General features: G+C 74.2%; 8 protein-coding genes and 1 pseudogene. 6 read left to right on the plus strand and 3 right to left on the minus strand.

Annotated elements, in window-relative coordinates; translation table 11 throughout:
- Positions 1–593, plus strand: a pseudogene (locus E2C05_RS33315) (hypothetical protein); the annotation flags it as partial.
- A 65-nt stretch (positions 594–658) separates the two neighbouring features.
- Here the strand turns inward: E2C05_RS33315 and E2C05_RS23520 are convergent.
- Entirely contained in the window at positions 659–2,866 is a 2,208-nt protein-coding gene (locus E2C05_RS23520) for a primosomal protein N' (RefSeq protein ID WP_133222083.1), read from the minus strand.
- A gap of 110 nt (positions 2,867–2,976) precedes the next feature.
- On the opposite strand from E2C05_RS23520, the gene fsa reads away from it, so the two are divergent.
- The 3 genes from fsa to E2C05_RS23535 all read left to right on the plus strand — a co-directional run bounded on the left by fsa (position 2,977) and on the right by E2C05_RS23535 (position 5,307).
- Positions 2,977–3,633 carry a fructose-6-phosphate aldolase gene (fsa, locus tag E2C05_RS23525; protein WP_133222084.1) on the plus strand — a complete coding sequence of 219 codons (657 nt, stop codon included), beginning with the start codon at positions 2,977–2,979 and terminating at the stop codon, positions 3,631–3,633.
- Complete coding sequence (locus E2C05_RS23530; protein WP_158292324.1) at positions 3,630–4,307, plus strand: DUF484 family protein; 678 nt, start codon at positions 3,630–3,632, stop codon at positions 4,305–4,307. The genes fsa and E2C05_RS23530 overlap by 4 nt, the downstream gene beginning before the upstream one ends.
- Before the next feature lie 67 nt (positions 4,308–4,374).
- Positions 4,375–5,307, plus strand: coding sequence for a tyrosine-type recombinase/integrase (locus tag E2C05_RS23535; RefSeq protein ID WP_133222086.1), 933 nt, complete (start codon positions 4,375–4,377; stop codon positions 5,305–5,307).
- Positions 5,308–5,589: 282 nt separating this feature from the next.
- On the opposite strand, the gene E2C05_RS23540 is transcribed toward E2C05_RS23535, so the two are convergent.
- Positions 5,590–6,102, minus strand: coding sequence for a TspO/MBR family protein (locus E2C05_RS23540; protein WP_133222087.1), 513 nt, complete (start codon positions 6,100–6,102; stop codon positions 5,590–5,592).
- 291 nt (positions 6,103–6,393) lie between these two features.
- Positions 6,394–7,509, minus strand: a complete 1,116-nt coding sequence (locus E2C05_RS23545) for an alpha/beta fold hydrolase (protein WP_240046864.1) — start codon at positions 7,507–7,509, stop codon at positions 6,394–6,396.
- 223 nt (positions 7,510–7,732) lie between these two features.
- Here E2C05_RS23545 and E2C05_RS23550 point away from each other — a divergent pair, with 223 nt between their 5' ends.
- Together E2C05_RS23550 and polA are read left to right on the plus strand one after the other, a co-directional pair.
- Positions 7,733–7,969, plus strand: a complete 237-nt coding sequence (locus E2C05_RS23550; protein WP_133222089.1) for a zinc-finger domain-containing protein — start codon at positions 7,733–7,735, stop codon at positions 7,967–7,969.
- Positions 7,953–10,868 (plus strand): DNA polymerase I, encoded by a 2,916-nt coding sequence (polA, locus tag E2C05_RS23555; protein WP_133222090.1) that lies wholly within the window; start codon positions 7,953–7,955, stop codon positions 10,866–10,868. Before E2C05_RS23550 ends, polA begins: the two co-directional genes overlap by 17 nt.
- The last annotated feature ends 61 nt before the right edge of the window (positions 10,869–10,929 follow it).

A 10,929-nucleotide genomic window follows, 5' to 3' on the forward strand; every position in this document is an offset into this window, starting at 1 on the left:
CGCCGCGGCCGCTGGCGGCGCCGGCCGGGCCGCTCTGGCGGCAGCCGGCCTTCCGCAGCCTCTCCCTTGCCTTCGCCATCGGCCTCGTCGCGCAGATGGGGCTGGTGACGACGCTGGTCTCCATCCTGGCGCCGGTGCTGGGGGAGGCGGGGGCGGGAATGGCCATGGGCGCGGCGACGGCCTGCGCGGTGATCGGCCGCACCGTGGTCGGCGTGGCGCTGCCGCCGGACCTCGACCGGCGGCTGGCGGGGGGGGCGAATTTCCTGCTGCAGGCGACCGGCTGCGCCGTGCTGGCGGTCGCCGGGGAGGCGCCGGCGGCGCTGCTGCTGGGCACGCTGGTCTTCGGCCTCGGCATCGGCAACCTGCTGTCGCTGCCGCCGCTGATCGCCCAGGCGGAATGGCCGCCCGAGCAGGTCTCGGCGGTCCTCGCGCTGCTGACCGCGGTGAACCAGGGCTTCTACGCCTTCGGCCCGGCGATCTTCGGCGCGGCGCTGCAGGGCTGGGGCGCGGCGGCGCCGCCCCTGCTGGCGGCCGGGCTGCAGCTGGTGGCGGCGGCGGTGCTGCTGGCCGGACGGCGGCCGCGCCCGGCCTGACCGCGCCGCCGGTCGGAAATGCGCCGTCGGGGGCGCGCCATCGGGGGCGCGCCATCGCGGCCGCGCTACAGGAAGCCCACCGGGTCCACGTCCACCTGCACCCGGACATGGTTCGGCACCGGCACCCGCGCCAGCCAATCCCGCAGGATGGGCTGCACCGCGATGTCGCGCCGGGTCTTCAGCAGCAGCCGCCGGCGGTAGCGGCCGCGCAGCAGCGCCAGCGGCGCCGGCGCCGGGCCCAGCACCTGCACACCCTCCCCACCCGGCGCCGCCAGGCCCAGGTCGCGCGCGGTGCGGTCGGCTTCCCGCTCCTCCTCGGAACTCACGATCAGCGCCGCCAGCCGGCCGAAGGGCGGCCAGTGGCCCGGGCGGCGCATCGCCGCCTCCTCCTGCATGAAGGCCTCGAGGTCGCCGGAGACCAGCGCCCGCATGACGGGGTGATCGGGCGAGAAGCTCTGCAGCAGCACCTGGCCCGGCGCCTCCGCCCGGCCGGCGCGGCCGGCGACCTGGTGCAGTAACTGCACCGTGCGCTCGGCTGCCCTCAAATCGCCACCCGCCAGGCCAAGATCGGCATCCACCACGCCGACCAGGGTGAGATGCGGGAAATGCCAGCCCTTGGCGACGATCTGCGTGCCGATGATGAGGTCCACCTCGCGGTCCTGGATGGCGCGCGCCGCCTCCGCCGCGGCCGCCGGCCCGGGCAGGGTATCGGACGCCATGACCAGTCGCCTTGCGTCAGGCCAAAGCGCCGTCGCCTCCTCCATGACACGCTCCACCCCCGGGCCCACCGCCGTCAGGCTGTTGGCGGTGCCGCATTCGGGACATTCGGCGGGGGGCGGTTCGGCATGGCCGCAGTGATGGCATTGCAGGCGACGCTGGGCGCGGTGCTCCACCAGCCAGGCGGTGCAGTTCGGGCAGCGCATGCGGTGGCCGCAATGCCGGCAGAGCGTCAGCGGCGCATAGCCGCGGCGGTTCAGGAACAGCATGGCCTGCTCGCCGCGGCCGATCGTCTCGGTCACCGCCGTGGCCAGCAGGGGCGACAGGAAGCGGCCGCGCTCCGGCGGGTCCCGCCGCAGGTCCACCATGGTGATCGCCGGCAGCGTCGCGCCGCCATGCCGCTGCGGCAGGTGCAGCGCGGCGTAGCGGCCGCTCTCGGCATTGGTCAGGCTCTCGAGGCTCGGCGTCGCCGAGACCAGCACGCAGGCGGCGCGATTGAGGCGCGCGCGCACCACCGCCATGTCGCGGGCGTGGTAGACGACGCCATCCTCCTGCTTGAAGGCCGTCTCGTGCTCCTCATCGACCACCACCAGGCCGAGATCGGGGAAGGGCAGGAACAGCGCGCTGCGGGCGCCGACGACCACCGGCGCCTCGCCCTCCGCCACCGCCCGCCAGGTGTCGCGGCGGGTCCGCGACGTCACCTCGGAATGCCACAGCGCCGGGGCGACGCCGAAGCGCGCCCTGAAGCGGTCCAGCCATTGCGCCGACAGCGCGATCTCCGGCAGCAGCACCAGCGCCTGGCGGCCCTGGCGGAGGCATTCGGCGACCGCGTCCAGGTAGACCTCGGTCTTGCCGGATCCCGTGACGCCGGTCAGCAGCGTCACGCCGAAGGCGCCGGCCGCCACGGTCGCCCGCAGGGCCGCCCCGGCGGCCGCCTGATCGGGCGCCAGCGCCGGGCCGGGATGCGCCGGGTCCGGCCAGCCGAAGCGGCGGCGCTGCGGCAGCAGGGCGGGGCGGATCAGCCCGTTCTCCGCCATGCCGCGCAGCACGCCGAGCGAGACCTTCGCCTCCTCGGCCAGGGGCGCGCCGGCCCGCACCTCGCCGGGCCGCATCGCATCCAGCACCCGCTGCCGTTCCGGCGTGATGCGGGGGCGGCTGTTGCCGCCGGGCGGGGCGAGGATCCAGCCGGCCTGCGGCGTCGGCGCCTCCAGCGCCGCCGGCACGCTCATCGCCATGCGCAGGACCGCCCCGGGCGGGCTGAGCGTATAGGCCGCCACCCAGTCGACGAAGCGCCGGAGGCTCTCGGTCATCGGCGGGGCCGGCAGCGTGGCGGAAACGGGGCGCAGCCGGCGGTCCGGCACGGGGGTCGCCTCGGGCTCCGCCGGCGGGTCCCAGACCACGCCAATCATGTCTCTGTGGTTGAGCGGAACGGAGACGAATTCCCCTGGACGGAGCGCCATGGAAGCGGGCACAGCATAGTCATAGGCCCCGGCAAGAGGCAGGGGCAGCAATACGCGAACGCGTGTCCGCGCGGACACGGGAGGCGTGTCTTTCATATCGCGGTGCTTTCCCGGCAGGGGGAGCATCAGTTATCCTAGTCTAGAACAAAAGCGCAACGATTACCGCCGCCGCGGCCGCTGCGTTCGCATGGAAGGTTCCCCCCGCCATGAAATTCTTCGTGGACACCGCTGAGGTGCCGGAGATCCGATCCCTGGCCGAGGCGGGGCTGGTCGACGGCGTCACGACCAACCCGAGCCTCATCGCCAAGTCGGGCCGCCGGATGGCCGAGGTGATCGCCGAGATCTGCGCCATCACCCCCGGCCCGGTCTCGGCCGAGGTGACCGCCACCGAATACGACGACATGCTGGCCGAAGGCCGGTACCTGCGGGAGATCGCGCCGAATGTCACCGTGAAGGTCCCGCTGACCGAGGCCGGGCTGCGCACCTGCCGCGCCCTCTCGGCCGAGGGCACCATGGTCAATGTCACGCTCTGCTTCTCCCCCGCGCAGGCGCTGCTGGCGGCCAAGGCCGGTGCCACCTTCATCTCCCCCTTCGTCGGCCGGCTGGACGACATCGCCTATGACGGCATGCAGCTGATTGCCGATATCGTGAAAATATACCGCAACTATCCGCATATTAAGACTGAAGTCCTTGTCGCGTCCATCCGCCACCCCATCCATCTGGTCGAGGCCGCGAAGTTCGGCGCCGAGGTGGCGACCCTGCCGCCCGCCGTCATCCGCCAGCTCATCAAGCATCCGCTGACCGACCGGGGCCTCGAGGCCTTCCTGGCCGATTGGCGCAAGACGGGCCAGAGCATCCTGTGACCGCGACCCTTCCCGGCGCCAGCCGCCTTCCCGCACCCGAGGACGAGGCGCCGAGCCCCGCCGCGGTCGTCGCCTTCCTGAAGGCGCATCCGGACTTCCTGGCGGAGCATCCGGAGATCTACCGCGCCCTGCGGCCGCCGCGGCGGGTGCATGGCGAACGCATGGCCGACCACATGGCGGCCATGCTGGATGCCGAGCGGCAGCGGGTCCGCAGCCTGGAATCCGAGGTGGAGAGCGCCGTCACCGCCGGCCGCGCCGGCTACGGCCTGACGATCCGCGTCCGCCTGGCGGTGCTGGCGCTGATGCGCAGCACCGACGTGCTGGACACCGTCACCCAGGAACTGCCCGCCCTGCTGGGCATCGAGACCTGCAGCCTGCTGAGCGAGAAGCCGGATCGCCGCGGCCTGCTGCCGCTGCCGCGCGGCACGGTCGCCCGGCTGCTCGGCCCGGGGAAGGATGCCATCATCCGCGCCGCCCCGACCGAGGTCGAGCTGCTGCACGAGGAAGCGGCATCGCTGATCCAGCGGGATGCGCTGGTCCGGGTGCCGGTCTGGACCGGCACGCCCACCCTGCTGGCGCTGGGCGCGCGGGACCCGCATGCGCTGCCGACGCGGCAGGCGGTGGCGACGCTGGCCTTCCTCGGCCGGACCGTGGCCGCGGCGCTGGCCCGGTGACGCGGGGGGCGCTGCCCCCTTCCCCGCCGGGGGCCGGGCGACCCCGGGGCCGGCCCGGGACCGCCCGATGACCGGCGCCGAGGCGCGCGCCCGCTACCTCGACTGGCTGGCCCGGGAGAGACGGGCCGCCGCCAACACCACCGAGGCCTATGGGCGGGACCTGGCCGACCTGCTGGGCTTCCTCGCCGGCCATCTGGGGGAGGAGCCGGACGCGGCCGCCCTCGCCGCGCTGCGCCCCGCCGACCTGCGCGCCTTCCTGGCCGCGCGGGCGGCGGCCGGGGCGGGGCCGGCGACCCGCGCCCGGCAGCTTGCCGCCATCCGCGGCTTCCTGCGCTTCCTCGCCCGCACCACCGGGCAGCAGCCCATCGCCCTCTCCACCATCCGCGGCCCGCGCCTGAAGCCGCCGGCGCCGCGCGCCCTGACGCCCGACCAGGCGCTGGAGGCAGCGCGCCGGACCGGCGAGGTGCACGACCCAGAGCGCGCCCTGCGCCCGGCGGAGCAGGCGGCGCGCGACACCGCGCTGTTCACCCTGCTCTACGGCTGCGGCCTGCGCATCGCGGAGGCGCTGGCGCTGGATGTCCGTGACGCGCCGCTGCCGGGCAGCGAGGCGGCGCTGCGGGTGACCGGCAAGGGCGGCAAGCCGCGCCTCGTCCCGGTGCTGCCGGCGGTGCGGCAGGCCATGGCCGCCTATCTGGCGCTGCGGCCCGGCGCCCTGGCCGGCGAGCCGCTCTTCCTCGGCGCCCGCGGCGCCCGGCTGGACCCGGCGGTGGCGCAGCGGGCGCTGCGGACCTATCGCCGCCTCGCCGGCCTGCCGGAGCATGCGACGCCGCATGCGCTGCGGCATTCCTTCGCCACGCATCTGCTGGGCGGCGGCGCCGACCTGCGGGCGATCCAGGAATTGCTGGGCCATGCCAGCCTGTCGACCACCCAACGCTACACGGCGGTGGACGCCACCTCGCTCCTCGCCACCTGGCGGAAGGCGCATCCCCGGGCGGAATAGGCGGCAATTCCGGGCGCCGGGACCTGCCGCAGCGCGTTGCCGACAGGCCCAAGTGTCCCGGATCCGAAGGTCTCCACCACCGGCGGCGCCCTCCGGTTCTAGCCACTAGCCTTTGGTTTCAGTGGCCTGCTGGTCCGCTGCGTTCGCAGCCAGTGGCCGCGGACGCAGCGGGCAGGACACGAGAGCGGCTTGCGCGTTCTTCTGAACGCGCAAGCCGCTCTATCCTATTGATTGCAGAGCAGATTCACTCGTCCGGGCGTTCACACCCTCCCGCGATCCGCTCTAGCCGCGGGCGGCCGCCGTCCGCGCCGCCGCGGCCGGGACATTGCCCGGGTTCAGCCGCCAGATGGTCCAGTTCAGGAACCCGGCGAAGCTGACCCAGACCAGGTAGGGCACCAGCAGCCAGGCGGCGATGGCGCTGTGCGGCGCGAAGGCGAGGATGGTGGCGGCCAGCGCCAGCCACAGCGCGACCAGCTCCGCCAGCGCCCAGTCCATCCGCTTCATGCCGAAGAAGATCCAGGACCAGGCGGCATTCAGCGCCAGCTGCAGCGCCCAGAGGCCGAGTGCCAGCCCCGCCCCGGCGAAGCCCGCCCCGCGCCAGACCAGCCAGCCGGCGAAGGCCATCATCACGTAGAGTGCCGACCAGGCGATGGGGAAGAGCCAGTTCGGCGGGTTCCAGCGCGGCTTGGCCAGCGCCTCGTACCAGGCGCCGGGCTTGAAGACGGCGCCGGTCGACGCGGCCGCGAAGCAGGCGGCCAGGAAGCCGAGCAGCCCGAGCGTGAGCGTGATGTCCATGGCGGGCAGATGGTCCGTGTCGGGGCCGGTGTCGAGTGCCGCGCCAACGCGGCAGCGAAACCCCTGGTTTCCCAGGGCCTTTCGGTCTCCGGCGGCGCCCCGCCGGCCCCGCGCGGCAGGCCGGCCGGCAGGCGCCGGGGCGCGCGCCGGCCGGCGTCATGCCAGCGGCATGCATGGTCCGTTGATCCCGAGCGCCCGGGCGGGCGCCGCCGCGCAGGCCGTGCCGCCAGGGTCTGCGGCGCCAACCGGCCGGCGATCGCGGGGCCGTCGATCGGCCACGATCGACGCCCGTCAGTCCCGGTCGCCCGTCGGCGTCGCCAGCCAGGCTTCGGCTGCCCGGTCCGCGCCCGATGGCAGCGGCGCCGCGGGCGCCGCGATCCAGGCCAGGATGTCCTCCGCCACCACCGCGCGCTGCCGGTCCCGCAGCAGCAGGTGCCAGCCTTCGGCGTAGTAGGCGACGCGCTCCGCCTCGGCCTCCCGCATCTCCCGCACCACCCGGCGCGCGGCGCGCGGCGGGATGATGCGGTCCTTCGCCCCCAGCAGCACCAGGACCGGCGCCGGGCCGGGGCGCAGCGCGGTGCCGCAGCAGGCCGGCACCGCGGCGATGGCGGCGTCCATCAGGTCCACGAGGCCGCTGGCGGCATCGACGCGGGTGATCTTGATGGTCAGCGGGTCGCGCGACCAGCGGCGCAGCGCCTCCTCGTTGTCGGTCGCCACGATGCCGCCGGCGGTGCCGGGGAAGCCGACCAGCGGGATGGTGCGGCTGGCCAGCCAGAGCGCGCCGCGCATCACCCCCGGCATGTCCTGCCGCCCCCAGAAGGCCGGCGCCATCAGGATGTAGCCGGAGGCCGGCGGCGGGTCGGGGCGGGTCGCCGCCAGCACGGTCACGGCGGCGCCCATGCTTTCCCCCAGCATCACCAGGGGCAGGCCGGGATGGCGGGCGCGGATCAGCCGGGCGGCGTCGACGGCATCGGCCGCCAGGCTGTCGGCGCCGGGCCAGATGCCGGGATGCGGCGCGGCGCCGAAGCCCCGCTGGTCATAGGCATAGACGACGACGCCGGCCGCGGTGAAGGCGGGCGCCGCATCCTCCATGAAGTTGCGGGCGGCGTCGTTGAAGCCGTGCAGGGCCAGCAGGATGGCGCGCGGCGGCGCCTCCGGCAGCCAGCGGCGCAGCGGCAGGCGGGCGCCGTCCGGCATCACCAGCGCGTCGCCGGCATAGGCGGGGGCGGTCACCGGCGGCCCGGCCGGGATCACCACCGGGGTGCAGGCGGCGGCGGGCAGGGCCAGCAGCAGCAGGGCGGCCAGGCGCCGCCAGGCGGCGCGCGGGACCGGCCGCGCCGGCAGCCGGGCCGGTTCGGGGGCCGGTGTGGGGGCGGGCGGGGCGGCGCGGAAGGGGAAGAGGGTCACGCCTGGGCCATCCGGTCCTTCGGGTTGCGGCGGGATCCGCCCCGTGGTGCGGGGCATCCCTGTTGCCGGAGGAGTCCCGCACGGGCAATGCCACGAAATGACCGGTTGCCGGCGCGCCGGCGGCGGCGATGCGGCGTCCCCGGCATCCGGCCCTGGCGTCTGGCTTGCCCCGCCGCCCGGGCCTATCTTCCCGGCCTGACCGACAGCGGATGCAAGGACCCCGATGCGCGACGGCAAGATCACCGGCTATGCGCCCCAGCCCGTGCCGGGCGTCACCCCGGACCAGCGGATCGAGGTGACGGCGCGCAGCATCCCCTGCGATGGCGAGGTGGGGGCCGGCGCCCTGGGCCATCCGCGGGTCTGGCTGCGGATCGCCGCCGGGCATGACCAGGTCACCTGCCCCTACTGCTCGATCACCTTTGTGCTGAAGGCCGGTGCCGGGGATGGCGACCATCACTGAGGACGCGGCGCCCGAGGCCGCGCGCCCGCGCGGCACGGCGCTGGCCGAGGCCGCCGCCGCGGCCGAGGCGGTGCCGGTCACGCCGCCGGGCAGCCGGCACCTCGTGCTGGTGGATGGCAGCGGCTACATCTTCCGCGCCTTCCACGCCCTGCCGCCGATGACGCGGCCGGACGGCACGCCGGTGAATGCCGTCTTCGGCTTCACCCAGATGCTGTCGCGCTTCCTGATCGACCATCGCGGCAGCCACCTGGCGGTGGTGTTCGATGCCGGCCGCGTCACCTTCCGCAGCGACCTCTACCCCGACTACAAGGCGCATCGGCCCGACCCGCCGCCCGAGCTGGTCCCGCAATTCGCCCTGATCCGCGAGGCGACCGAGGCCTTCGGCGTCGCCCAGGTGGAGCGCGAGGGCTACGAGGCCGACGACCTGATCGCCGCCTATGCGCGGGAATTCGTCGCGCAGGGCGGGGAGGTGACGATCGTCTCCTCCGACAAGGACCTGATGCAGCTGGTCCGCCCCGGCGTGCAGATGCTGGACCCGATCAAGCAGAAGCCGATCCGGGAGGCCGAGGTCATCGAGAAATTCGGCGTCCCGCCGGAGAAGGTGGTGGACGTCCAGGCCCTGGCCGGCGACCCGACGGACAACGTCCCGGGCGTGCCCGGCATCGGCATCAAGACCGCGGCGCAGCTCATCACCGAATACGGCGACCTCGAGACGCTTCTCGAGAACGCGCCGAAGATCAAGCAGCCGAAGCGGCGCGAGGCGCTGGTCGAGCATGCCGAGAAGGCGCGCATCTCGAAGACGCTGGTGAAGCTGGACGACGCGGCGCCGCTGACCGCGCCGATCGAGGACCTGGCGGTCAGGCCGCCGGAGCCGGCGACCCTGAAGAAATTCCTCGAGGACCAGGGCTTCCGCAGCGTCCTCGCCCGCATGGGCCTGGGCGAGGCGGCGGGCGATGCAGGCACGCGGGCGCGCAACAGCGCGGTCGCCGCGCATGCGGCGGCGCAGGCCGTGGTGCCGGCGGCCGAGGCCGGCAGCGCCGCCTTCGGACCCTATGAGACGGTGACGACCCTGCCGGCGCTGGAGCGATGGATCGCCGAGGCGATGGAGGCCGGCGTCGTCGGCCTGGATACCGAGACCGACAGCCTAGATGCGCTGCATGCGCGGCTGGTCGGCATCTGCCTGGCCACCGCGCCCGGGCGCGCCTGCTACATCCCGCTGCGCCACGTCTCGCCCGGCGCGGCGCAGGCCGACATGCTGGCGGAAGAGGCGCCGGCGGCGCCGGAGCAGATCCCCTTCGACGATGCCATCGCCGCGCTGCGGCCGCTGCTGACCGACCCCGGCGTGCTGAAGGTGCTGCAGAACGCCAAATACGACCTGGAGGTCTTCTGCCGGGAGGAGAATGGCGGCATCGCCGTCGCCCCGGTGGACGACACCATGATGATCTCCTACGCCATGGAGGCCGGGCGGCACGGGCATGGCATGGACGAGCTTGCGGTCCTGCACCTGGGCCACAAGCCGGTGTCCTTCGACGAGGTGACGGGCACCGGCCGCGCCCGCATCACCTTCGACAAGGTGCCGCTCGACAAGGCCACCGCCTATGCGGCGGAGGATGCCGATGTCACGCTGCGGCTCTGGCACCTGCTGAAGCCGCGGCTGCGGGAGGAGCAGGCGCTCGCGCTGTATGAGCAGGTGGAGCGCCGCATGGTCGGCGTGCTGCGGGACATGGAGATCGCCGGCATCAAGGTGGACGGCGCCGAGCTGGCCCGCATCGGCGAGGATTTCACCACGCGCATGGCGGCGCTCGAAGCCGGGATCCACCAGCTTGCCGGCCGCAGCTTCAATGTCGGCTCGCCGAAGCAGCTCGGGGAGATCCTGTTCGACGAGATGAAGCTGCCGGGCGGCAGGAAGAGCAAGGCCAGCGGCGCCTGGGGCACCGACGTGACGGTGCTGGAGGAGCTGGCGGCGCAGGGCGTGGAGCTGGCGCGCCGCGTGCTCGACTGGCGGCAGCTTTCCAAGCTGAAATCCACCTATGTGGACGGGCTGCAGGCGGCGATCGACCCGCGCGACCGCCGCGTGCACACCAGCTTCTCCATGGCGAACACCTCGACGGGGCGCCTCTCCTCGACGGAGCCGAACCTGCAGAACATCCCGGTGCGGACGGAGGAAGGCCAGCGCATCCGCCAGGCCTTCGTCGCCGAGCCGGGGCATGTGCTGATGTCGGCCGACTACAGCCAGATCGAGCTGCGGCTGCTGGCCCACCTGGCCGATGTCCCGGCGCTGAGGGAGGCCTTCGCCACCGGCCAGGACATCCATGCCCGCACCGCCGCCGACATCTTCCGCCTGCCCCCCGATGCCGTGGACCGGGAAGCGCGGCGGCGCGCCAAGACCATCAATTTCGGCATCATCTACGGCATGTCCGCCTTCGGCCTGGCGGGCCGCCTCGGCATCTCGCCCGCCGAGGCGCGCGGCATCATCGATGCCTATTTCGGCCAGTACCCGGGCATCCGCGACGCCATGGAGCGGCTGAAGGAGGAGGCGCGGCTGCAGGGCCATGTCTCCACCTCCTTCGGGCGGAAGCTCTGGGTGCCCGATATCGGCGCCAAGGACATGATGCGCCGCGCCGGCGCCGAGCGCGCCGCCATCAACGCCCCCTTCCAGGGCGGCGCGGCGGAGGTGATCAAGCGCGCCATGGTCCGCCTGCCGGGCGCGCTGCGCCGCGCCGGCCTGTCGGCCCGGATGCTGCTGCAGGTGCATGACGAGCTGGTCTTCGAGGTGCCGGAGGCGGAGGTGGAGCCGACCGCCACCCTGGTGCGCGAGGTGATGGAGGGCGTCGTCACGCTGCGCGTGCCGCTGGCGGTCGAGGTCGGCACCGGCCGGAGCTGGGCCGAGGCGCACTGAGGCTGCGGCCGCCGCGCCGCCGCACGGGGCGCGCGGCGGGGCCGGGGCGGCACGCGGCCCG

The organism is Paracraurococcus ruber (assembly GCF_004353985.1).
In the GTDB taxonomy this organism is placed as follows: Bacteria; Pseudomonadota; Alphaproteobacteria; order Acetobacterales; family Acetobacteraceae; genus Paracraurococcus; species Paracraurococcus ruber.

Coding starts and splice junctions, on each gene's coding strand:
- E2C05_RS23520 (WP_133222083.1), bottom strand. CDS start 2,866: ATGAAAGACACGCCTCCCGTGTCCGCGCGGACACGCGTTCGCGTATTG.
- fsa (WP_133222084.1), top strand. CDS start 2,977: ATGAAATTCTTCGTGGACACCGCTGAGGTGCCGGAGATCCGATCCCTG.
- E2C05_RS23535 (WP_133222086.1), top strand. CDS start 4,375: ATGACCGGCGCCGAGGCGCGCGCCCGCTACCTCGACTGGCTGGCCCGG.
- E2C05_RS23540 (WP_133222087.1), bottom strand. CDS start 6,102: ATGGACATCACGCTCACGCTCGGGCTGCTCGGCTTCCTGGCCGCCTGC.
- E2C05_RS23550 (WP_133222089.1), top strand. CDS start 7,733: ATGCGCGACGGCAAGATCACCGGCTATGCGCCCCAGCCCGTGCCGGGC.
- polA (WP_133222090.1), top strand. CDS start 7,953: ATGGCGACCATCACTGAGGACGCGGCGCCCGAGGCCGCGCGCCCGCGC.